The 20,599-nt window shown below is 71.9% G+C and carries 20 protein-coding genes; 5 read left to right on the top strand and 15 right to left on the bottom strand.

Translation table 11 applies throughout. The features are described from left to right. Window positions 1-54: 54 nt before the first annotated feature. Window positions 55-2,571 (bottom strand): aminopeptidase N, encoded by a 2,517-nt coding sequence (gene pepN, locus IW248_RS32365; protein WP_196929916.1) that lies wholly within the window; start codon window positions 2,569-2,571, stop codon window positions 55-57. A gap of 69 nt (window positions 2,572-2,640) precedes the next feature. Here pepN and IW248_RS32360 point away from each other — a divergent pair, with 69 nt between their 5' ends. Continuing rightward, the gene (locus IW248_RS32360) at window positions 2,641-2,859 is read left to right on the top strand and encodes a DUF397 domain-containing protein (RefSeq protein WP_124817462.1); all 219 of its coding nucleotides are present in this window, start codon (window positions 2,641-2,643) and stop codon (window positions 2,857-2,859) included. Window positions 2,860-2,979: 120 nt separating this feature from the next. On the opposite strand, the gene IW248_RS32355 is transcribed toward IW248_RS32360, so the two are convergent. Further along, entirely contained in the window at window positions 2,980-3,381 is a 402-nt protein-coding gene (locus IW248_RS32355) for a hypothetical protein (protein ID WP_196929915.1), read from the bottom strand. A 143-nt stretch (window positions 3,382-3,524) separates the two neighbouring features. On the opposite strand from IW248_RS32355, the gene IW248_RS32350 reads away from it, so the two are divergent. Then, window positions 3,525-4,772 (top strand): cytochrome P450, encoded by a 1,248-nt coding sequence (locus tag IW248_RS32350; RefSeq protein WP_196929914.1) that lies wholly within the window; start codon window positions 3,525-3,527, stop codon window positions 4,770-4,772. Window positions 4,773-4,845: 73 nt separating this feature from the next. Beyond that, window positions 4,846-5,841 carry a glycosyltransferase family 2 protein gene (locus IW248_RS32345; RefSeq protein ID WP_196929913.1) on the top strand — a complete coding sequence of 332 codons (996 nt, stop codon included), beginning with the start codon at window positions 4,846-4,848 and terminating at the stop codon, window positions 5,839-5,841. Between the two features lie 93 nt (window positions 5,842-5,934). Here the strand turns inward: IW248_RS32345 and IW248_RS32340 are convergent, their stop codons facing one another. From IW248_RS32340 to IW248_RS32330, 3 genes are read right to left on the bottom strand one after another with little or no spacing between them, the layout of a single operon-like run. Then, complete coding sequence (locus IW248_RS32340; RefSeq protein WP_196929912.1) at window positions 5,935-6,552, bottom strand: DUF3618 domain-containing protein; 618 nt, start codon at window positions 6,550-6,552, stop codon at window positions 5,935-5,937. Further along, complete coding sequence (locus tag IW248_RS32335; protein WP_124817451.1) at window positions 6,549-7,016, bottom strand: phage holin family protein; 468 nt, start codon at window positions 7,014-7,016, stop codon at window positions 6,549-6,551. Before IW248_RS32335 ends, IW248_RS32340 begins: the two co-directional genes overlap by 4 nt. A 31-nt stretch (window positions 7,017-7,047) precedes the next feature. Continuing rightward, a complete protein-coding gene (locus IW248_RS32330; protein WP_196929911.1) occupies window positions 7,048-7,917 on the bottom strand; it encodes a hypothetical protein in 870 nt (289 codons plus the stop codon). 229 nt (window positions 7,918-8,146) lie between these two features. On the opposite strand from IW248_RS32330, the gene IW248_RS32325 reads away from it, so the two are divergent. Both IW248_RS32325 and IW248_RS32320 read left to right on the top strand, forming a co-directional pair. Further along, a complete protein-coding gene (locus IW248_RS32325; protein WP_196929910.1) occupies window positions 8,147-8,638 on the top strand; it encodes a DUF4383 domain-containing protein in 492 nt (163 codons plus the stop codon). A 56-nt stretch (window positions 8,639-8,694) separates the two neighbouring features. Beyond that, window positions 8,695-9,354 (top strand): DUF6766 family protein, encoded by a 660-nt coding sequence (locus IW248_RS32320; protein ID WP_196929909.1) that lies wholly within the window; start codon window positions 8,695-8,697, stop codon window positions 9,352-9,354. Window positions 9,355-9,383: 29 nt separating this feature from the next. On the opposite strand, the gene IW248_RS32315 is transcribed toward IW248_RS32320, so the two are convergent. The 10 genes from IW248_RS32315 to IW248_RS32270 form a co-directional block, all read right to left on the bottom strand. Then, window positions 9,384-9,833, bottom strand: coding sequence for a GNAT family N-acetyltransferase (locus tag IW248_RS32315; RefSeq protein WP_196929908.1), 450 nt, complete (start codon window positions 9,831-9,833; stop codon window positions 9,384-9,386). A 70-nt stretch (window positions 9,834-9,903) separates the two neighbouring features. Then, window positions 9,904-11,379, bottom strand: coding sequence for a GTPase ObgE (obgE, locus tag IW248_RS32310; protein ID WP_196929907.1), 1,476 nt, complete (start codon window positions 11,377-11,379; stop codon window positions 9,904-9,906). Between the two features lie 95 nt (window positions 11,380-11,474). Then, window positions 11,475-11,729 (bottom strand): 50S ribosomal protein L27, encoded by a 255-nt coding sequence (gene rpmA, locus IW248_RS32305; protein ID WP_007464062.1) that lies wholly within the window; start codon window positions 11,727-11,729, stop codon window positions 11,475-11,477. Window positions 11,730-11,740: 11 nt separating this feature from the next. Next, on the bottom strand, window positions 11,741-12,055 hold the full coding sequence (gene rplU / locus IW248_RS32300; RefSeq protein WP_007464063.1) for a 50S ribosomal protein L21: 315 nt from the start codon (window positions 12,053-12,055) through the stop codon (window positions 11,741-11,743). 166 nt (window positions 12,056-12,221) lie between these two features. Then, window positions 12,222-12,704, bottom strand: coding sequence for a hypothetical protein (locus IW248_RS32295; RefSeq protein WP_196929906.1), 483 nt, complete (start codon window positions 12,702-12,704; stop codon window positions 12,222-12,224). A 115-nt stretch (window positions 12,705-12,819) separates the two neighbouring features. Beyond that, window positions 12,820-15,918: an Rne/Rng family ribonuclease gene (locus tag IW248_RS32290; protein ID WP_196929905.1), complete on the bottom strand. Its 3,099-nt coding sequence runs from the start codon at window positions 15,916-15,918 to the stop codon at window positions 12,820-12,822. A 131-nt stretch (window positions 15,919-16,049) separates the two neighbouring features. Then, entirely contained in the window at window positions 16,050-16,862 is an 813-nt protein-coding gene (locus tag IW248_RS32285) for a TIGR03936 family radical SAM-associated protein (RefSeq protein WP_196929904.1), read from the bottom strand. Window positions 16,863-17,021: 159 nt separating this feature from the next. Continuing rightward, entirely contained in the window at window positions 17,022-18,482 is a 1,461-nt protein-coding gene (gene mycP, locus IW248_RS32280; protein ID WP_196929903.1) for a type VII secretion-associated serine protease mycosin, read from the bottom strand. Between the two features lie 10 nt (window positions 18,483-18,492). Next, entirely contained in the window at window positions 18,493-19,977 is a 1,485-nt protein-coding gene (locus IW248_RS32275; protein WP_196929902.1) for a WXG100 family type VII secretion target, read from the bottom strand. A gap of 10 nt (window positions 19,978-19,987) precedes the next feature. Continuing rightward, entirely contained in the window at window positions 19,988-20,428 is a 441-nt protein-coding gene (locus IW248_RS32270) for a hypothetical protein (protein ID WP_124823376.1), read from the bottom strand. Window positions 20,429-20,599 lie beyond the last annotated feature (171 nt).

Genomic DNA, 20,599 nt, shown 5'->3' with positions numbered 1-20,599 from the left:
GAAAGGGGCGCCGCGCCGGCCACCCCGCGCTGATCAGCCCGCGCTCGTCGGGGTTCAGGCCGAGGCGGCGGCCGTCGCCGTCCGGGCGACCAGCGCGCGGCGCAGGTCGTCGTCGGCGTCGGTCACCACCCGACGCAGGCCGGGAGTCAGGTCGTCGCGGGCCAGCAGCGCCGCGGCCGCCTCCCGGGTGGGCTGCGCCACGGCGTAGCGGGGAAACGCCAGGGCCGCCACCCGGTCGGCCGTCCAGGGGGTACGCCGGTGCGCGGCGGCCGGCATCTCCGCGAAGTACCGATCGACGTACGCGGCGGTCAGCTCGGCCTGTTCGGGTTGCCAGAACCCCTCGGCGATCGCCTCCAGCAGCCGAGTGGACAGCCCGGTGTCCCGCAGGATGATCTCCCAGGTCGCCTGCTTCGCTGCCGGGTCGGGCAGGGCCGCCCGGCAGTGGGCGGCCCGTTGCGCGCCCGTGGAGCTGTTGTCGGCGGCGGCCTCGATGGCGATCTCCGCCTCGCCGGCGGCACCCAGCACCACCAGTCGGCGCAGCACCGACCAGCGCAGCTCCGCGTCGACCTTCAGACCGGCCGGCACGTCCCGGCCGGCGAGCCAACCGACGAGCAGATCCGCGTCGGTGGTCGCGGCGATCCAACCCCGCGCGGCGGCGAGCTGCAGCGACTCCCCGGCCGGCGCGCCGTCGAGCAGCCGCTGGCACGCCCCCGACACCCTGGCCAGGGCCGTGGAGCGGGTCAGCGGGTCCAGGTAGCGGTCGACCAGGGACCGGCTGAGCGTCAGCACGTCCTCCGCGATGATCACTTCGGTCTCGGCGGGCAGCGCGGCGACCATCAGGTCGACCAGGCCGGTGACCGGGCGCTCGCCGTCGGTCGCCGCGTCCAGTGCCTCGCGCCAGAGCAGCGCCCTCGCCAGCGGGTCGGTCAGACCGGGCAGCACCTGCGCGACGGCGTCCGCCGACGCCGGGTCGAGGCGTACCTTCGCGAAGGTGAGGTCGCCGTCGTTGAGCAGCAGCAGCCGGGCCGCCGGCTCGCCGGCCAGCGCGCCGAGCACGGTCCGGCCTCCGTCGACGCTCGGGTCGATGTCCACCTCGTCGCGCCGCCCGGTGCCGTCCGTCGAGTAGCGGCCCACGCCGATCCGGTGTGGGCGCAGCACCGGGTACGACTCGGGCGCGGTCTGCACCACGGCCACCTCGGTGTAGCGGCCCTCGGCGTCCACGGCGAACTCGGCACGCAGGGTGTTGACCTGCGGTCGGCGCAACCACAGCTCGGCCCAGTCGGACAGGTCCCGTCCGCTGCTGGCGGAGAGGCTGGCCAGCAGGTCGGCGAGGGTGGCGTTGCCGAAGCGGTGCGCGGCGAAGTGCGCGTTCAGGCCGGCGAGGAATGCCTCGTCGCCGAGCCACGCGACCAGCTGCCGCAGGACGCTGGCCCCCTTGGCGTACGAGATGCCGTCGAAGTTGAGCAGGCCCTCCTCGGCGTCGGCAACCTCCTGCGGGGCGATCGGGTGGGTGGAGGGCCGCTGGTCGGCGGCGTACCCCCAGGCTTTGCGGCGCATGGCGAAGGTGGTCCAGGCCTGACCGAATCGGGTCGCCTCGGCGGTGACCCGGGTGCCGAGGTACTCCGCGAAGGACTCGTTCAACCACAGGTCGTCCCACCAGCGCATGGTGACCAGGTCACCGAACCACATGTGGGCCATCTCGTGGGCGATGGTGCCGGCCCGCTGCTCGCGCTGGGTGTCGGTGACCACCGAACGGAACACGTAGTCGTCGCGGAAGGTGACCAGGCCCGGGTTCTCCATCGCGCCGCCGTTGAACTCGGGCACGAACGCCTGGTCGTACTTGCCGAACGGGTAGCGTTCGGTGAAGAGCTGGTGGAACCGGTCCAGGCACTGCCGGGTGATGGTGAAGATCTCGTCGGCGTCGGCGTCCAGGTGCTCGGCGAGCGACCGGCGGCAGTAGATGCCCAGCGGTATGCCGTCGTGCTCGGCCCGCCGGACGTGGTACGGCCCGGCGATCAGCGAGAAGAAGTACGTGGCCAGGGGCGCGCTCGGGGCGAACTCCCAGCGCCCGGGGGCCGGGTTGGCGGCCAGCTCGGCGTTGCCGGCGACGATCCACTGCGGCGGCGCGGTGACCGAGAGCGTGACCGGGGCCTTGAGGTCGGGCTGGTCGAAGGCGGCGAAGATGCGCGGCGCATTGTCGAGGAAGGACTCGGCGTAGAGGTAGGTCTCACCGTCGGCCGGGTCGACGAAGCGGTGCATCCCCTCCCCCGTCCGGGAATACGCCATCTCGGCCTCGACGATGAGCGTGTTCGCCACGGCCAGGTCGTCGAGCGGCAACCGGTTGTCGGTGAGCAGGTCGGGATCGAGGTCGCTGTCGTTGAGGCGTACGCCGAGCAGTTTGGCGGGCTTGACCTCGGCGAAGGTCGCGGCGCCGACGGTGGCCCGGAACCGGATCTCGACGCGGGAGCGGAACAGGTCGCCGTCACCGGTCAGGTCGAGGTCCACCTGATAGGACTCGACAGTAATCGCCGCGCCACGCGCGGTCGCCTCTACACGGGTCAGGCTCGGCATCCGCTTATCCTGCCCGATGGGGATCGGCACCCGGTCACCACACGACCCTCGGCACTGGAGGAAAGAACAATGGCGCAGCACCCCAAGGGCGACTTCGACCTCTCACGGGCGGTCTGGCAGCGGGCCGAGGGGGACACCTCCGACAGCGCCGTTGAGGTCGCCTTCGTCGACGACCTGATCGGGATGCGCAACTCCGCCGAGCCGAACGGGCCGGTGCTGGTCTTCACCCAGGCCGAGTGGGACGCCTTCGTGGCCGGAGCGCAGGACGGCGAGTTCGACCTGGACTGATCGTGCCCGCCGACCCGTCGGCGTTGGATCGCCGTGCCGGTGCCCGTGGTCGGGACACCGGCACGGCCACGCGGGCGGGCTGGTCGACGCACTCCCGGATCGACCGCCCGGGACCGGTGGTCAACCATCACCGGGGCCGTCGCCGTCGCCCCAGCCGAGGCCGCCGGGGCCCGGGGCGTGATGGAAGCCCGGATGGTCGGCCACGTCGACGCAGCGCTCCCCGTCCGGCCCGAGCGCGCCGCAGAACAGCCGCTCGGCCCGCTGCCAGGCGTCCGCCGGTGACAGGGCCGCCGCCCCGAGTGCCACCTCCGAGCGGAGCAGGCTCAGGGCCTCGGCGTACGCCACGGCCAGCTCGCGCGCCTCGGCCAGGCCGGGCGCGGTGAAGCCCAGGTGCACTGTGAAGAACCGGTGCGGGCGGGTGGGCCGCCGAGGCGGCCCGATGAGTGACCGCCCGTCGCGGACTCCGCCCAGTGCTCCGGCCGCTCGCCTCTGCCGCCAGTGCGGCGATCTGTTGTCGCGCATCCGCCCTCCCCGTGGTTGTCCCACCAGCAGCAAACCAGGTTCCGCCGCCCCCGGGAGGGGCCAGCCGCGCGGGGTTCAGCGGCGTCGACGGGGGTAAGCGCGGCGGTAAGGCGATCAGCCGCACCCGCGCGTGAGGAGACCCGATGGCGACCATGCCGGCCGACCGCAGCCCGGACAGCACCCTCGCGCTGCTCCGCGCCGGTTACCGGTTCATCGGCGAGCGCTGCGAGCGGTACGGCAGCGACGTCTTCCGGACCCGGATCCTGCTCGCCCCGACCATCTGCCTGCGCGGTCGGCCGGCGGCGGAGCTGTTCTACGACAATGACCGCTTCCAACGCGCCACAGCGATGCCGCTGCGCGTGCAGCGGACCCTGACCGGTCGGGGTGGGGTGCAGGGGCTGGACGGGTCGGAGCACTCCGACCGCAAGGCCATGTTCATGTCGATCATGACGCCGGCCGCGATCCAGCGGCTCGGCCAGCTCTTCGACGACGAGTGGCGGACCCGGATCACCGCCTGGGAGAGCGCCGCTCCGGTGTCGCTCTACGACGAGCTGGGTCGGATGCTGACCCGGGTGGTCTGCGCCTGGGCCGGGGTGCCGCTGCCCGCGTCGCAGGTCGAGCGCCGCGCCGTCGAGCTGCACGCCATGATCGAGGCCCCGGCGGTGATCGGCCCCCGGCACTGGCGGGGACGGCTCGCCCGGTACCGCGCCGAACGCTGGCTCGCCGACCTCATCGAACGGACCCGGGTCGGTTTCGCTCCGGCGCCGGCGGGCAGCGCCCTGGCCGTGATCGCCGAACACCGGGACGGGCGCGGCAACCTCCTCCCCCGGCGGATCGCGGCGGTGGAGTTGCTCAACGTGCTGCGCCCGGTGGTCGCCGTCGACCAGTACATGACCTTCGCCGCGCTCGCCCTGCACGACCATCCGGCCTGGCGGGAACGGGTCCGTGACGACGACGAGGCCGCCGAGCACTTCGTCCAGGAGGTACGCCGCTACTACCCGTTCTTTCCGATCGCGGCGGCCCGGGTCCGGCGGTCCTTCGACTGGCAGGGCCACCACTTTCCGAAGGGCCGGCGGGTGCTGCTCGACCTCTACGGCACCAACCACCACCCGACACTCTGGCCGCAACCGGAGCTGTTTCGCCCGGAGCGGTTCGCCGGCCGCCGGGTGGACCCGTTCGAGCTGATCCCGCAGGGCGGCGGCGACCACTGGGCCGGGCACCGCTGCGCCGGCGAGTGGATCACCATCGACCTGATGAAACGGGCGGTCACCAACCTGGCCACCACAATGCGCTACGACGTGCCCGTCCAGAACCTGGCCCTGGACCTGCACCGGATGCCCGCGCTGCCGCCCCTCGGGCTGACCCTCACCAACGTCCACCGCGCCGCCTGAGGGGGCGACGATCGTGCTTGGTCGAGGTGACGAGGCGGTACGGCGGACCGGCGCCCCACCGACCCTCCTACCGATGACGTACGTGCTGCCGCTGCGCTGGCACACCGACACCGACCTGGCCGAGCTGACCGACTACCTGCGCTCGCTGGCTGAGCGGGTCGAGGTGCTCGTGGTCGACGGCTCGCCTCCGGACCTCTTCGCGCGGCATGCCGAGGCGTGGCGGGGGCTGGTCCGGCACCTCCCACCGGACCCGAGCGAGCACGGGCTCAACGGCAAGGTGCTCGGCGTACGCACGGGCGTCCGTGCGGCCGGCCACGAGCACGTGGTGATCGCCGACGACGATGTCCGGTACGACGAGACCGCACTGGCCGCCGTACACCGGCTGCTGGGCCGGGCCGACCTGGTACGACCGCAGAACTACTTCGACCCGGTGCCCTGGCACGCCTGGTGGGACACCGGCCGCACGCTGCTCAACCGTGCGCTCGGGGCGGACTATCCGGGCACCCTCGCCGTGCGGCGCAGCACCTTCCTCGCCATGGGCGGGTACGACCCGGACGTGCTCTTCGAGAACCTGGAGCTGATCCGCACGGTGCGCGGGTACGGCGGCACCGAGGCCGCCCCAGCCTGGCTGTACGTCCGCCGGCTGCCTCCGGACGCCGCGCACTTCCGCGGTCAACGGGTCCGTCAGGCGTACGACGATCTGGCTCAGCCGGCTCGCCTGCTGACCGCGCTCGCGGTGCTGCCGGCGCTGACGGCGGCGGTCGCGTCGCGCCGGCCCAGGCTGCTGGTCGGCGCGGTGGCCGGGGTCGTCGCCCTGGCCGAGACGGGTCGCCGCCGCGCCAACGGATGCCGTGTTTTCCCACCGACCACAGCCCTGGCAGCCCCGCTCTGGCTGTTGGAGCGTGGCATCTGCAGCTGGCTCGCGGTCGCCCAACGCTTCCTGCGAGGCGGCGTCCGTTATGGCGAGACCCGAATCCGCCGGGCCGCGACCCCCGCCCCCCAAACCCGCGCGATCTTGCACTTTCTGCGGGGGCGAAACAACCCAGAGCCGACAAAAACCCAACTGTAAGTGCAAGATCGCGAGGGAAGGTCGGGGGTGGGTGGAGCGCGACAGCTCGCGGGCACCCCCGGGGGGGGGTGACCGCGAGCTGTCGTGGTGGGGTCAGGGGGTGGCGTGGTCCTTGACGTTGTGGGCGGCGGACTTCGTGTCGTCCTTGACCACGTGCACGGCGTCCTGAGCGGCGGACCTCACCGACTCGGCGGCGTGCTGGGCCGGCTCGCGCAGCTCGCTGGCCACCTCGCCGAGCTTCTCCTTCACCGCTCCGCTGTGCTCGCTGACCTTGGCCTTCACCTGGGTGGCGGCCTGCTGCTCGCGGCGGGAGGCCGGGATCAGCGACGACGCCAGCCAGCCGACCCCGAACGCGATCAAGCCGGCGGCGAGAGGGTTGCCCTGGGACTTCTGCCGGATCACCCGCGGCGCGCTGTGCGCGGCGTCGCTGACAGTGGCCGCCGCCGACTGCGCGGCGTCGCCGACGCTGGAGGCCGCCGACGAGGCGCGGTCACCGACCGAGTGGGCGGCCTGGCCGGTGCCGTGGCCGAGGTCAGACGCGGTTCCCATGACCTTGTCCCTCACATTCTGCAGAGCGGAACGGGCCCGCTGCTTGCGGTCGTCGACGATGCGGCTGGGGCTGACCTTGTACGCCAGCGCATCCACATCGGAGCTGAGGCTGTTGCGGGTGGCTTCGATCTCCCGGCGGATCTGATCGGGATCGGTGCTCATCGGGTGACTCCCTCCGGGTGCGGCTTGAGCGCGTCGGGGATCCGCTGCACGCTGTCGTTGGTCTGCTTGAGCCCGCGTACGTGCTGGGCGTTCTTCTTGGCCATCGAGTAGAGGACCGCGGCGACCGCGGCCCAGATCACGGCCACGATCAGCGCGGCCAGGCCGGAGTCCATGACGTTGTCCAGGAACTGCCAGACGGCGATGGACACGAAGAGCGCCACCATGTAGCCACCGAAGCCGGCACCGCCGAAGAGGCCCGCGGCCTTGCCGGCCTTCTTGCCCTCCTGGCGGATCTCGGCCTTGGCCAGCTCGACCTCCTGACGCATCAGCGTCGACAGGTCGGTGGTGACCTGACGCATCAGGTCACCCAGCGAGCTGCTCTTCACCTCCGCCGCGCTGTGCGGGGCACCCGCGTCGGGGTGGTAACCGGAGTCCAGTCCGGACCCCTGCGTCGGCATGCTCATGCCGTCGTCTCCCTTCGGATGACTCGGCGGCTCACGGGCGGGGGCTGCCGCTGGACGGCACGCCCGGCAGCGGATCGGTCTGGGTCACCGGCGGCAACGGCTGACCGGTGCCGGAGTGCTCCGGGTAGTCGCCCCGATCGGGCTCCACGTAGCCGCCGGGCGCCGGGTCGGCGTAGCTACCGGGGGCCGGGTCGGCGGAGGTGCCGGGCGTCTGATCGGTGTAGCCACCGGACGTCGGCGGGGTGTGCGTACCGGGGGTCGGGTCGAGGTAGCCGCCCGGCGGGACGGCGTCCGGCACCGCACGGGGCGCCGGCGGCTGCGTCGGGATCACGGCGGTCTGCTCCGGGTCGTACGCCCCGGCGCCCCGGTAGGTCGAGGAACCGTTGCCGGAGTCGTCGCCGGCGGCCGAGATGCCACGGGTCAGCCGGCCGGCCAGCACACCGAGCACCGCCGCGCCGACCAGGAAGGTGCCCGGGTTACGCCGCGCGTAGTCGCGTACCTCGGTGATCATGTCGCCGGGCTCGCGCTGCTCGAGCCAACCGGCGACGCCGTGCACCCGGTCGGCGGCCTGACGGGCCAGCTCGGTCACCGGGCCGGCCTGACCGCCCTGCTCGGCCATCGAGCGCATTTCGTCGGCCAAGGAACGCAGCCCACCGGCGGCTCGGCGCTGCTGCTCACCGGTCTGGCTGGCGAGCTGGCTGCGGGCCTCGCCGTACAGGTTGCGGGCCTGCCGGGCCGCCTCACGGCCGACCTCGGTGCCCTGCTCCTTGGCGGTCTGGGCGACCGCGCCACCAGCCTGCGCGGCCTCGGACCCGACCTGGCGCGCCTGGTCCCGGACGCCACCGCCGTTGGTCGACTGCTGCCCGTACGTGGAGGACGTAGGTGAAAGATCGTAAGTCATGATTTCCCTTCCGCTCAGAAAGTCGTCGCGGTTGTGCTGGGGGGATGCGGCGCGTTGCCGCCGCCGCTGACCATTCACCTACCCTGCGTTCTCGCTTCCATACCTCTTCGTGCATTTCTCTGCGCGGCCCACCGGATGGACTTCAAAATGGAGGATCGTCGGGCTGCGTCACGTCGCCGCCGCGGACAGTGAGGTTCGCGAGGCCGGCAGATCCACGGAGGGGGCAGCGATGGCACGAGACGCACGGGGCGGCCGAGGGGCCCGCCCCCGACCCCGGGTGCAGCTGGCCGCGCTGGTCGTGGCCGGGGTCTTCCTGCTGATCGGTGTTCTCGGCTTCATCCCCGGCATCACCACCGACTACGGCGAGCTGCGGTTCGCCGGGCACCACTCGGAAGCTGACCTGCTCGGGCTGTTCCAGGTGTCGATCCTGCACAACGTGGTGCACCTGATCTTCGGGCTGGCCGGCCTGGTGCTGGCCCGCAGCGTCGCCGGCGCCCGCGTGTTCCTGGCCGCCGGCGGCGCGATCTATCTCGCTCTCTGGCTGTACGGCCTGGCGATCGAGGCGATCAACCCGGAGGGCGGGGCGAACATCCTGCCGGTCAACGACAACGACAACTGGCTGCACCTCGCGCTCGGCTTCGGGATGCTCGCGCTCGGGCTGCTGCTGTCTAACCAGGCGGGCACCGGAGGACGCCTGGACAGCCCCGCCGACCGGCACTGACCTGGGTTTCGTGGTCGTGCCCGCAGGGGTAATCGACAGGCGAAGGAGGTGCGATCATGCCTCGTTGGCTACGTCACAACGCCCTGGCCGTCGCCATGCTGGGGGCGTTCCTCGTCTTTCTGGTGTTACAGAGCGTCTTCGGCTGGCATACCCACAATGAGGAGCTGACCGAGTTCGGGGCCGCGCCGCTGAGCTGGCCGGCGTACCTGACCAGTGGGCACTTCGCCGAGTCGGTCTTCGAGAACTGGGAGTCGGAGTTCCTCCAGATGGGCGGGTACGTGCTGCTCACCGCGTACCTGGTGCAGCGGGGCTCGGCCGAGTCGAAGCCGATGGACCAGACCGACCGGCCCGAGGACGACGAGCGCCGGGCAACCCCGCAGTCACCCTGGCCGGTACGCGTCGGCGGCCTGCCGCTGGTGATCTACCGGAACAGCCTCTCCCTCGCGCTGCTGCTGATCTTCGCCGGCTCGTTCGTCGGTCACCTGCTCGGTGGCACCGCCGCGTACAACCAGGAGCAGGCGTTGCAGAGCGGAGCGCCGCCGATCGGGGCGTGGGAGTTCCTCGGCACCAGTGACTTCTGGTTCCAGTCCATGCAGAACTGGCAGAGCGAGTTCCTCGCGGTCGGCGCGCTGATCCTGCTGAGCATCGTCCTGCGCCAGCACGCCTCGCCGGAGTCGAAGCCGGTGACCGTCGCGCACGCCACCACCGGCGCCTGAAACGGCGGTCGCGGCCACGGCGACGACAGTCAGGCCGCGACCGGCAACCGCTTGGCGAAACACACGCTGTACGGGTTGCCCACGTACTCGCCGTAGACCGGGATCCGCTGATAGCCACACGAGGTGTACAAGGCGATGGCGGCCGGCAGGTAGGTGCCCGTCTCCAGGCAGACCACCGAGTGCCCCTGCCGGAACGCGCACTCCTCCAGAGCGGCGAGCAACTGACGACCGATCCCCCGCCCCCGGTGAGCGGGCCGGACGTACATCCGCTTGATCTCACCGGTTTCGGCATCGAGCGCCTGGAGCCCACCGCAGGCGACCGCCCGACCGTTCACCACCACCGCCAGGTAGCGGACGTCGTCATGGGGGACGAAGACCTGCCCGTCCAACCCACCATCGGCCTCGCGCAGCTCACGCTGCTGTGCGGTGACCATGGCGGCGATCTCCGGATCGATGGCAGGCCGGGACTCGATCAGCATCACCCCACGCTAGGAGGCGTGGATTTCGGGGAGGTTTCCGGCAATCAACCCCGTCACGGAGCGCAGCGAACTACTCGGCGTCGTCCTCGTCGTCGAGGTCGGCGTCGAGGTCGTCGGACGCGTCCGCGCCCACCTCGTCGGCCGACCGCACCCGGCGCGCCTTCCGGGCGGCGAGCCGATCCGCGGCGGAGGCCCGGTTCGACTTCTCCTCCAGGCGGACGTCGGTGCCCCGGTTGCCGGGTACGAAGTCCACCCCGGCGAAGAGCGTCGGCTGCCAGTCGAACTCGCGCGCACCGATCCGGACCAGGTCACCGGGCTGCGCGCCGGCCTTGGCCAGCTTGTCCTCCACCCCGAGCCGGGCCAGCCGGTCAGCCAGGTAGCCGACCGCCTCGTCGTTGTCGAAGTTGGTCTGCTTGACCCAGCGTTCCGGCCGTGTGCCGCGGACGGTGAACGAGCCGTCCGTCTCGGCCGTGATGGTGAAACCGTCGTCGTCCACCGCCATCGGGCGGATCACGATCCGGGTCGGCTCGGCCGGCGGGGCGGCCTTACGCTCCGCGTCGACCAGCTCGGCCATCGCGTAGGTCAGCTCCTTGAGCCCCTCCCGGGTGGCCGCGGAGACCTCGTACACCTGGTAACCGCGCTCCTCCAGGTCGGGGCGCACGATCTCGGCGAGGTCGCGGCCGTCCGGCACGTCGACCTTGTTGATGGCGACCAGCCGGGGGCGGTCGGTCAGGCCGCCGTACTGGCTCAGCTCGGCCTCGATGGCGTCGATGTCGGCCACCGGGTCACGACCGGGCTCCAGGGTCGCCGAGTCGATGACGTGCACCAGCACCGCGCAGCGCTCGATGTGCCGCAGGAACTCCAGGCCCAGCCCCTTGCCGGTGGCCGCGCCGGGGATCAGGCCCGGCACGTCCGCGACGGTGAAGGTGTGGTTGTCCATCCGGACCACACCGAGGTTGGGCACCAGGGTGGTGAACGGGTAGTCGGCGATCTTCGGCTTCGCGGCGGAGATCACCGAGATCAGCGACGACTTGCCGGCGGACGGGAAGCCCACCAGGCCCACATCGGCGACGCTCTTCAGCTCCAGCACGATGTCCAGTTGGTCGCCGGGCTCCCCCAGCTCGGCGAAGCCGGGTGCCTTGCGCTTGGCGTTGGCCAGCGAGGCGTTGCCCCGCCCGCCGCGCCCGCCCCGGGCGACCTCGAAGGTGGTGCCGGCGCCGACCATGTCGGCCAGCACGGTGCCGTCGGAGGTCTGCACCACGGTGCCGTTGGGCACCTTGAGCACCAGGTTGCGGCCGTTGGCCCCGTCCCGGTTCGAGCCGGCGCCACCCTTGCCGTTGTCGGCCTTGACGTGCGGGTGGAAGTGGAAGTCGAGCAGCGTGGTCACCTGCGGGTCGACCACCAGGGACACGCTGCCCCCGTGCCCACCGTTGCCGCCGTCCGGTCCACCGAACGGCTTGAACTTCTCGCGGTGGATCGAGGCACAACCGTGCCCGCCATCGCCGGACTGCAGGTGCAGTACGACCCGGTCAACGAACGTTGCCACGGCGTCAATCCTTCCAGCGAGGTCCGACCTCGCACTTCGCGAAAAAGGCTAAGCGGGCCGGGACCCGGAGGTCCGCGGCCCGCTTAGCCCCAGAACTACTGCTGCGGAACGATGCTGACGGTCTTACGACCGCGCTTGGTGCCGAACAGGACCGCACCGGCGGACAGCGCGAACAGCGTGTCGTCGCCGCCACGGCCGACCAGGTCACCGGGGTGGAACTTGGTGCCACGCTGCCGGATGATGATCTCACCGGCGCTGACAACCTGACCACCGAAGCGCTTCACGCCGAGTCGCTGGGCCGCGGAATCACGACCGTTACGCGAGCTGGACGCACCCTTTTTGTGAGCCATTGGAGGACGACCTACTTCCCGCTGGAGATGCCGGTCACCTTGACCTGGGTCAACGGCTGGCGGTGACCCTGGCGCTTGTGGTAGCCGGTCTTGTTCTTGAACTTGTGGATCCGGATCTTCGGGCCCTTGGTGTGCGCGGCGATTTCGCCGGACACCGCGACCTCGGCAAGCTTCGCCGCGTCGGTCACCAGGTCGTCACCGTCGACGAGGAGCACCGCGGTGAGCTTCACCGCGTCACCGGGGGCGCCGGTGAGCTTCTCGACCTCGATCACGTCGCCCTCGGCGACCTTGTACTGCTTGCCGCCGGTCTTGACGATCGCGTACATCGGAGGCGGACTCCCTGTCGTTGAGGCTGCTGGCGGTCGTCCCCGCAGCGGCTCGCCGGGTAGCAGTGCACGGCGGCGCGGGCACACGGGAACTCGGCACACCAAAGGTGGGCCGCAGGCAAGAGTACGCCATTGCTGGCCCGGACCCCAAACCGGCCCGCCCTGGTCAGCGCGGGCAGAGCTGGTCGAGGCGCTGCTGGAGCCTGTCGAGTTCGGTCTCGTCGATCGCCTCGACGTCGGCGCCGAGCGCGGAGACTTCGGTCCCGATGTCGGTGAGCAGAGTCTTGAGCTGCGGATCGTCGGTCCGCGCCGACTGCTCCCGCAGCACGGTCCGCCAGTCGGCCAGCGCCGCTTCGGCCCGTCCCCGGGCGGCCTCGGCCGTGCGGGTGTCCCCGGCGCCCACCGCCACGAGCATCTGGCCCAACTCCGCCACGTACGTCCGGACAGCAGTGGTGCCGGCCTCCCGCGCGGCGGTGCAGACCTGGGTGGCGTCGCCACCCGCCACACCACCGCTGGCTGGCATGCCGGTCGGCCCGGAAGGGGTGCCAGCAGCCGCCGTGCCGGCGCCCCCGGCGGTCCCACCGGTGGAGCAGCCGGCCGCGCCGGAGAGCATGGTGAGCAGCGCGGTGACGGCGAGCAGACGGCGCATCTTTTTCTCCTGACCTGGGACGGCCGATCGAGGACCGGGTGGCCACAACGGCGAGGTCCCTCCCCCGTCACTTTCCGGGAGAGGGACCTCGTCAAACACGTGGCCGGTCAGGCGCTCAGGGGCGGGTCCGCCGACGGGCGCCACCGCGACGCGACCGGCGACGGCCGCCACCGCCCTCGGTGGTCTCCTCGTCGCCCTCACCGTCGGCGAGCGCGTCCGGGTCGTCCGCCGCGGCCAGCCGAGCCGACTCACCCTGCTGAGCGTCGGAGATCGCCGGCGCGGCGGCGGTGTCCGACTCGTAGCGGGACAGGTCGTAGCCCATGGTGTCCTGGTAGTCGGCGTCTGGTTCGGCGGTGGTGTCGGTCTCGACGACCTCGACCACGGTCCGCTCCGCCGGCGCGTTCTTGCGCGCCCGGCGGCGGGACGACGTGGCTGTGGCACCCTGCTCGGCCGCCGGAGCGGCAGCCACCGACGAGGCGACCGCCTTGACCTTCTCTCCCGCACCAGCGGGACGCGGCTTCTCCGGCACCGGCTCGGTGTGCATGATGACGCCCCGACCCTTGCAGCACTCGCAGGTCTCGCTGAACGCCTCCAGCAGGCCCGCACCGATCCGCTTACGGGTCATCTGCACCAGGCCGAGCGAGGTGATCTCGGTGACCTGGTGCTTGGTGCGGTCCCGGCCCAGGCACTCGGTCAGTCGACGCAGCACCAGCTCACGGTTCGACTCCAGCACCATGTCGATGAAGTCGATCACCACGATGCCGCCGATGTCACGCAGCCGGAGCTGACGGACGATCTCTTCCGCCGCCTCCAGGTTGTTGCGGGTGACGGTCTCCTCCAGGTTGCCCCCGGAACCGGTGTACTTGCCGGTGTTGACGTCGACCACGGTCATCGCCTCGGTGCGGTCGATCACCAGCGAGCCGCCGGAGGGCAGGAAGACCTTCCGGTCCAGGCCCTTGATGATCTGCTCGTCGATCCGGTACTCGGCGAAGACGTCGCTCGTGCCGACGTGCCGGCGCACCCGGTCGACCAGGTCCGGCGAGACGTGCGACAGGTACGACTCGACGATGTCGTACGACTGCTCGCCCTCGATCACCAGCTCGCGGAAGTCCTCGTTGAACAGGTCCCGGACAACCCGGATGACCAGGTCGGGCTCCCCGTAGAGCAGCGCCGGAGCGCCACCCTCGGCGGCCTTGGCCTGGATGTCCTCCCACTGCGCCTGCAGACGCTTGACGTCGCGGGCCAGCTCGTCCTCGGTGGCACCCTCGGCGGCCGTCCGGACGATCACGCCCGCGCCGTCCGGGACCAGCTTCTTGAGCACGTCCCGCAGCCGCTTGCGCTCGTTGTCCGGCAGCTTGCGGCTGATCCCGGACGCGTTGCCGTTGGGCACGTAGACCAGGTGCCGGCCCGAGAGCGCGATGTGGCTGGTCAGCCGCGCGCCCTTGTGCCCGATCGGGTCCTTGGTGACCTGGACCAGCACCGAGTCGCCGGAGCGCAGCGCCTGCTCGATCGAGCGAGCGCGCCCCTCCAGCCCGGAGGTGTCCCAGTTGACCTCACCGGCGTACAGCACCGCGTTGCGGCCGCGGCCGACGTCGACGAACGCGGCCTCCATGCTCGGCAGCACGTTCTGCACCTTGCCCAGGTACACGTTGCCGGCCATCGTCCCGGAGGAGTTGCGGGTGACGTAGTGCTCGACCAGCACGCCGTCCTCCAGGACGGCGATCTGGGTGCGGTCACCGCGCTGGCGGACCGCCATCACCCGGTCGACGGCCTCGCGGCGCGCCAGGAACTCCGACTCGCTGAGGATCGGCGGGCGGGTACGGCGCTGCTCCCGACCGTCGCGGCGGCGCTGCCGCTTGGCCTCCAGCCGGGTCGAGCCGGACACACCCTGCACCTCGTCGACGGTCCGGCGCGGCTCGCGGATCTTCACCACGGTCGGCACGCCGTCGTCCGCCGCACCCTCGGTGTCACCGGCGCCACGACGGCGACGACGGCGACGACGGCGGGTCAGGCCGTCCCCGCCCTCGGACTCCTCGTCCTCGTCGCCCTCAGGCTCGGTCTCGGCGGTCTCTTCCTCATCGGCCTGCGCCGCCTCTTCGGACTCCTCGTCCTCGGCGTCGTCGGCCCCGCCCTTGCCCCGGCCCCGGCCGCGGCGACCACGCCGGCGGCGGCGGCGCGCGGCGGCGCTGTCCTCGTCGTCATCATCCGCCTCGGCGGCCTCGTCGGCCTCCTCGGTCGGCTCTTCCTCGGCCTCGATCGCCTCGATCGGCTCCACCGGCTCGGCCTCGCGGCGACCACGCCGACGGCGGCGGGACGGCTCGGCGGCCTCCTCGACGGCCGGCTCCTCGGTCGCCGCGGCGGGCTCCGCCGGTCGGGTCACCGGCACGGCGTCCGGCTGGGGCGCCATGAACAGCACGGTGGGCGCGGAGAGCGCAGCCCGCCGACGACGGGTACGCGGCTGCTCCGGCTCGACCTCGGCCGGCTCGTTCGGCTCATCCGTCACAACGGGAACGGCCACACCCGGTGGCACCTCGCCGGAGCGGTCCTGCGCGCCGCTGCTCCAGGGGAGCTCGGCGGCGGACGTGCTCGGGAGGGTTTCGGAGTCGTTCAACTCGGCCTCGGCCTCGCGCAGGTCGGACTCGGCCGGCTCCTCGGCGACGACCGGCTCCTCGACGGCGGGCACCTCGTCGGCGGCGGCCGGCTGCTCGGTGGCGGGCGGCTCCTCGACAGCGGCCGGGGTGGCCTTCTTGCGCCGGGTACGGGTCACCTTGACCGGCGGAACCACCTCGGCCGAGGCAGCCTCCGCGGAGGCTGCGACCAGCGGCTCTTCGGCGGTCGTCTCGACAGCTGTGGCCTTGCGGCGGCGCCGGGGGGTCTTCGGGGCGACATCCAGATCACCGGAGACCGGCGCGAACACCTCCGCCTGCGGCGATTCGGCGCTGCCGGCCCCACCGGTGGACGCCTCGACCGGGGCATCGGTCTGCTCCGGCTGGTTGAGCGGGGCGGCCCGACGACGGGTCGCCCGGGTGCGGCGCACCGGCGCGGCGGGCTCGACGGCCTCGCTCTCCGCGCCGGCTGGTTCCACCGAGGCCGAACCGACAGCCGTGGTGGAGGTCTCGACGGCGGCGCCGTCGGCCGTGGTGCTCTGGTCAGCGGTGTCGGCGGCCGGCTGTGAACCGGTCCGTTCGCCGCCCTCGGGCTCGTTCTCGAGCATGGACGTTCTCCAGTTCTGGCTAGCCCGGGCGCGGGTGAGCGCTGCCACGCAGGGTCGCCGCAAAAGTGTTTCCGCCGGGCGCGCGTGGTGCGCGACCGCCGAAGTCTGCCTGCCAGAACACCGACCGTCGGTCAGTGCCCAACGATGGCTGCCCCGTCGCGGTCCGCATCCAACGGATCCACGATCGCACCCTGCGCGGTCAACGTGCCCTGAGCCAGCCGGGTCACCCTCGGCGAAACCGGCGGCTCCAGGTCGGCCACCACGCGGAGGCCGGAAAGGACGTCATCGGGCCGTACGGACGGGGTGACCTGCCGCACGACCAGTTCGAGTATCGCACACGGGACGGCCGGCGCCCCGGAAGGCGTCGGCGTAGGGGGTTGGACATCGATGGACATCACGGCGGACCGGGCATCGAAAGTGCGTCGACCCTGCTTGGTCATACGCTCGACCAGCACCTCCTCGGCCGCGACGAAGGCGTCCACCGCGGCGCGCAGCACCGCAGTGTCGACCTCGGGCAACTCGATGTACCAGTGCGACGCCTCGATCCGGTCCGGCAGATTGCCCCCCTCGGCGATCACGGCGTCCAGGACATCCAGCCCCGGCGAGAGCGCGGCGTCCAAAGCGGCGCGCAGCGCCTCCGGGTCGACCTCGGCCTGAAGGGCGATTTCCAGGTACTCCGCCTCGCTCGCCACTCCGGTGGGCGCGGCGCTGGCGTAGGAGATCTTCGGGTGCGGGTGGAAACCCTGGGAGAAGGCGACCGGAACTGCGGCCCGGCGGAGCGCGCGCTCGAACGCACGGGCGAAGTCCCGGTGCGAGGTGAACCGCAGCGGCCCGCGCTTGGCGTACCGGATGCGGACGCGCTGGACGACCGGTGCCTGGCCGCCCTCGGGTTGAGGCTTTCTGGCGATCGTGGGCTCCTCGGGTGTACCTGCGTGTCCGCCCATCCTGGCTCAGGGCTCGTGACGGTACGCAGCCGGGGCGGTCGAACCGCCCCGCAGGTGGGTGCAAAACGGTCGTGTGGATGGTGACCACCGGCCCGAAAAGCCCGATGGCCGGCTGGTGACCCGGAATGGTCACCAGCCGGCCACCACGATCAGGACCGGTTACCGCTCCTGCGGCGGGGCAGGCGGCACCCCGCCCGGCGGTCCGTAACCGGGAGCAGGGGCATGACCGGGAGGCGGGGCATAACCGGAAGGCGGGCCGTAGCCGGAGGGCGGGCCCTGACCGGGGGGCGAGGCGGCATACCCGGAGGATGGGGCGTACCCGGGGGCTGGTGGGTAGCCGGGGGCTGGTGGGTAGCCGGGCGGCGGGGCGTAACCCGCGCCCGGCGACGGGTAGGCCCCAGAGAGAGCCTGGTCCAACGCCTCGTCCGGGATAGCGGCGGCCCGGGCCGCCTCCCGCCGGTACCGCCGGCGGTTCCAGATGAGGAACACCGCCAGCCCCAACAGCAACACCAGCACCACGGCGATGCCGACGCCCACCACCATGACCTGCTGGTCGGTCGGACCACCGCGATCGCCGTGCTGGGTGACGTCGAATTCCTCGTCCGGACCCGCGGCGCGGGTCGGGCCCGGGTCCACCGGCGCCGCGGCCGGGCCGAGCAGCGGGTTTGCGGTGACCGGTGGCACGTTCGCGGTCAGCGCCTTGATCGGGTCGATCAGCCCGAAGCCGTACTCCGGATCCCGGCCGGACGGGCCGGCGTCCCGGGCGGTCCGGATGATCCGGTTGATCACACTTGGAGCGTTGAGGTCCGGATACTTCGACCTGATCAGCGCGGCGAGACCGGAGACGATCGCGCTGGAGTCGGAGGTCCCGTCGCCCCAGCCGTAGCCCGCCTCGTTGGTGATGTTGTAGACGCTTTCGCCTGGAGCGGCGACCACCGCCTCCGGACCCCGGACAGAGCCGGACCAGAATGCGCCGCCCCTGGTCGTCCCGGTCACCGCGATCACGCCGGGGGTGTTGGCCGGGTTTCCTACGGCGACGCTGCCCCTGGCGGTGTTGCCAGCGCCGGAGACCACGACGACGTCGCGGTCGAACGCGTACTTGATCGCGCTCGCCTCCGCGTCGGTGACGAGGCCCGGGCCACTCTGGGAAATATTGATCACCTTGGCACCGCCGTCGACGGCCATCCGGATGCCGAGGGCCATCGCCGCGTCACTGGTGGTGCCGCTGCCCTTGCGCAGCTTGATGGGCAGGATCTTCGCGCCGGGGGCGATGCCGTCCACGCCGTCCCCGCTGGCTTTCGCCGCGATGATGCCGGCCATGTGCGTGCCGTGCCCGTCCTCGTCCGCTCTGCCATCTCCGGAGGCGCCGTAGCTGCGACCTCCAGGCAGCACCTGACCCCGCAGGTCCGGGTGGGTGGCCTCGACGCCACTGTCGAGCACGGCCACGACCACACCCCGCCCGGTGGAGATCTTGTGCACCTGCTCGATCCGGAGCTCGTCCAGATACCACTGCTCGGCCCGCCGCGGCGCGGCGGTCGCCGGCTGGGCGGCCCCCACCACGAGGAGCCCCGCCAGCAGACAGGCGGCTACCGGCCGGAGGCTTCCGACGTTCACCCTCATCCGTCCATCCTCATCGAAGGACACCCGGGGACGCCCCGTCACCGGGACCCCACGGATCGTCATCCTCAGTCAACCACGACGAGTGCTCGGAGCCGCTGCCACCGCCGCCGTGTCCGGCGCCGCCCGCGCCGCCCATCATGCCGCCGCCCATCATTCCGGCGCCGCCGACGCCCGCACCACGCGCGCCGCCCGCCATCCCTGCGCCGCCAGGGCCGGCGGCGGCAGCAGTACGCAGCGCGTTCGCGGCGCTCGTCATCGGCGGCAGCTTTCCGTTACCGCCACCCACCATGCCGGGGATGCCACCCACGCCGATCCCGGCACCACCGCCCAGGCCGCCGCCGGCGCCGATGCCGCCGGCCGAGCCCACCCCGGCCCCGCCGCCGAAACCGCCGCCAGCGCCACCGAGACCGGCGCTGCCGACCCCGCCGCCGCCGACGCCACCGCCCAGGCCGCCGACACCGCCCGGGGTGGCACCAGCCAGACCGCTGGTGTAGTCATCGTCGCCGTAGCCCGGGTAACCGGAACCGGTCGGTGGGGCCGTGAGCTGGCCGGTGCCGCCGGTTGGCGAGCCATCGCCGAGCCCACCGGGCTTGGTCGGGGAGAACGGTTCGACACTGGACGTCGGACCGCCCGTGTCGTCGATGCCCGGTGGCCTACTGCCGATCGTGGGGCCGCCACCACCGATGTCGGGCTTCCCGCCGAATTCGCCACCGCTGATGTCGGGCCGTCCCGTGGGCGGCACCCGGGTGTCGCGGCGGACGTCGTCGATATCGCCCTGGCCCTCGGGCCCCACCACCTTCAGCTTCGGACGCTCGGTGTACACCGCCTGGGGCAGAGGCGACATCGCCGTGTTCGCCGCGTTCTGATTGTCCCGGTACCAGTTGTCCAGGTGAGCCCCGGTGTCCCACCAGCCGCCCCGCTTGCTGTCGCCGGCCTGGCCATCGACCTTCATGGTCGCCTCCAGGTCGTCGGCCTTGTCACGGAACGCGCCGTCGGCGTACGAGCCGGGGTTGTTCTGGTAGTCCTTGCGCAGCGCGGCGAGGAACCCCGACGAGCTCTCACCGTCGCGGGCGTCGTCGAGCTCGGTGCCGTTGGGCAGGCTCCACTCGTTGAAGCCGAAGTCGTCCATCAGCGGGATCGGGATCGTGGAGACGGACTTACGGATGTCGCCCTCGATCCGCGTCAACGCGCCACTGACGTTCGTCGCGTCGGTGATCAGATCCTCGATCTGCTTGCCGATCTTGCCCAGGTGCTCGCGGTACGCGTCGCCACCGCTGCCCTTCCAGCCGGCCAGCATCCCGGGCAGACCGCCGACGTGCGGGCGCTCCTGGCCCGTAGCGATCGGGCCGACGAACGACCGACCGACGAGCGCGTCCCGCAGTTGTTGCAGACCGCTGGAGAGATTGCTCCAGCCCGCTCCGACCGATCCGACAGTTTCCGGGTCCGCGGAGAGCGTCACCTCGCGGACGCACCGCTCCCAGGTTCCTCCAGCCATGACGTCCCCCTCAGGCCGTGTACGGGTAGGTGGGTGCGCCGCTGGCCGTGGGCGGCGGCGCCGCAGACTCCAGCAGCCGCTCGATCTCCTTGCCGTTGGCGCCGTTGCGCGCCTCGGTGTCGCGGAACGCCTTGGCGATCTCCTCGGTGCCCTCCTTGAGCGCGGCGAGCTTCTGGGAGAGCGTCGTGAGGTGGGCCTCCATGTTGCCCGTGGACGTCGTCAGGGCCGCCCACTGCATGCGCGCGTCCTCGTACGCGCCGAAGGGAGTGCCGTTCGGGACGGTCTGGGCGTTGTTGCTGTCGCCCTTCATCCGCTCCTTGATGCGTTCCATCTCGTACTTGATGGTGTCGTCGATGTACTGCCTGAGCCGCTCGACGTACGTGGCGGCAGCGTCCAGGTCCTCGACGCTGACGTGCAGATCGCCGGTGTTCGGCGGCGGGATGCTACCCATGCGCTTCCTCCCCCGTTCCCGACCCGCCGGGTCGGTCCATGTCAGACGCAGCGTATCGAGTCTGACCTAGTCGAGGCAGCCCCAGCCACCACCACGTGGTACAGATGACCGCCGATCTCGGGGAAGGTCCGGTGCGCGGCGAGGGCCGTAACGCGCCAACGGGCCCGCGAG

It is taken from the genome of Micromonospora ureilytica, from assembly GCF_015751765.1.
Taxonomy (GTDB): Bacteria; Actinomycetota; Actinomycetes; order Mycobacteriales; family Micromonosporaceae; genus Micromonospora; species Micromonospora ureilytica.
Note: the sequence above shows the minus strand (reverse complement) of the source record. Positions and strands in the feature narration are given on the sequence as shown.

Excerpts from the sequence above, each read along its gene's own strand:
- pepN (WP_196929916.1), bottom strand. The coding sequence starts at position 2,571 with ATGCCGAGCCTGACCCGTGTAGAGGCGACCGCGCGTGGCGCGGCGATT.
- IW248_RS32360 (WP_124817462.1), top strand. The coding sequence starts at position 2,641 with ATGGCGCAGCACCCCAAGGGCGACTTCGACCTCTCACGGGCGGTCTGG.
- IW248_RS32355 (WP_196929915.1), bottom strand. The coding sequence starts at position 3,381 with ATGCGCGACAACAGATCGCCGCACTGGCGGCAGAGGCGAGCGGCCGGA.
- IW248_RS32350 (WP_196929914.1), top strand. The coding sequence starts at position 3,525 with ATGGCGACCATGCCGGCCGACCGCAGCCCGGACAGCACCCTCGCGCTG.
- IW248_RS32345 (WP_196929913.1), top strand. The coding sequence starts at position 4,846 with ATGACGTACGTGCTGCCGCTGCGCTGGCACACCGACACCGACCTGGCC.
- IW248_RS32340 (WP_196929912.1), bottom strand. The coding sequence starts at position 6,552 with ATGAGCACCGATCCCGATCAGATCCGCCGGGAGATCGAAGCCACCCGC.
- IW248_RS32335 (WP_124817451.1), bottom strand. The coding sequence starts at position 7,016 with ATGAGCATGCCGACGCAGGGGTCCGGACTGGACTCCGGTTACCACCCC.
- IW248_RS32330 (WP_196929911.1), bottom strand. The coding sequence starts at position 7,917 with ATGACTTACGATCTTTCACCTACGTCCTCCACGTACGGGCAGCAGTCG.
- IW248_RS32325 (WP_196929910.1), top strand. The coding sequence starts at position 8,147 with ATGGCACGAGACGCACGGGGCGGCCGAGGGGCCCGCCCCCGACCCCGG.
- IW248_RS32320 (WP_196929909.1), top strand. The coding sequence starts at position 8,695 with ATGCCTCGTTGGCTACGTCACAACGCCCTGGCCGTCGCCATGCTGGGG.
- IW248_RS32315 (WP_196929908.1), bottom strand. The coding sequence starts at position 9,833 with ATGCTGATCGAGTCCCGGCCTGCCATCGATCCGGAGATCGCCGCCATG.
- rpmA (WP_007464062.1), bottom strand. The coding sequence starts at position 11,729 with ATGGCTCACAAAAAGGGTGCGTCCAGCTCGCGTAACGGTCGTGATTCC.
- rplU (WP_007464063.1), bottom strand. The coding sequence starts at position 12,055 with ATGTACGCGATCGTCAAGACCGGCGGCAAGCAGTACAAGGTCGCCGAG.
- IW248_RS32295 (WP_196929906.1), bottom strand. The coding sequence starts at position 12,704 with ATGCGCCGTCTGCTCGCCGTCACCGCGCTGCTCACCATGCTCTCCGGC.
- IW248_RS32290 (WP_196929905.1), bottom strand. The coding sequence starts at position 15,918 with ATGCTCGAGAACGAGCCCGAGGGCGGCGAACGGACCGGTTCACAGCCG.
- IW248_RS32285 (WP_196929904.1), bottom strand. The coding sequence starts at position 16,862 with ATGGGCGGACACGCAGGTACACCCGAGGAGCCCACGATCGCCAGAAAG.
- mycP (WP_196929903.1), bottom strand. The coding sequence starts at position 18,482 with ATGAGGGTGAACGTCGGAAGCCTCCGGCCGGTAGCCGCCTGTCTGCTG.
- IW248_RS32275 (WP_196929902.1), bottom strand. The coding sequence starts at position 19,977 with ATGGCTGGAGGAACCTGGGAGCGGTGCGTCCGCGAGGTGACGCTCTCC.
- IW248_RS32270 (WP_124823376.1), bottom strand. The coding sequence starts at position 20,428 with ATGGGTAGCATCCCGCCGCCGAACACCGGCGATCTGCACGTCAGCGTC.